Source organism: Mesorhizobium sp. M6A.T.Ce.TU.016.01.1.1, from assembly GCF_003997065.1.
GTDB lineage: Bacteria > Pseudomonadota > Alphaproteobacteria > Rhizobiales > Rhizobiaceae > Mesorhizobium > Mesorhizobium mediterraneum.
This window is the reverse complement of sequence record NZ_RZTJ01000178.1, coordinates 1-391: the sequence shown is the minus strand read 5'-3', so window position 1 is coordinate 391 and position 391 is coordinate 1. Positions and strand designations below refer to the sequence as shown.

1 protein-coding gene is annotated in these 391 nt (G+C 64.7%); it reads right to left on the bottom strand.

The genetic code is table 11. The features are described from left to right. Window positions 1-391 (bottom strand): succinylglutamate desuccinylase/aspartoacylase family protein (locus EOC94_RS33855; protein ID WP_185928399.1); only part of this gene is annotated, 391 nt, incomplete at both ends.

Genomic DNA, 391 nt, shown 5'->3' with positions numbered 1-391 from the left:
CGACCGCACCATCTACAATGCCCGCATGGCGCAGTACGTTGAGAATGCCGCGCCGCGCGATCCGCACCGTCTGCGCACGCGACGTGCCGCCGCCGCCCAGCTCGGTGCTGACGAAGACCTTGCCCATCTCCTCGGCTGCCGTGTCATACATGCCGACGGCGTCGATCTCGATCATGCGCATCGAGAACGGAGCGGCAAAGGCCGCGACCGCGTCAAAGGCTTTCTGTTCCAGCGCCTTGTCGGGCAAAGTGTGCGCCGCGCAGAACGGCACGAAGTCCAGCGTCTTGCCGCCGGAGTGGAAGTCGAACACGATGTCGGCGCGAGGCAGCAGCTCACGTTGAAAGTAATCGGCGATCTTTTCGGTCACCGTTCCGTCCGGCCGGCCGGGAAA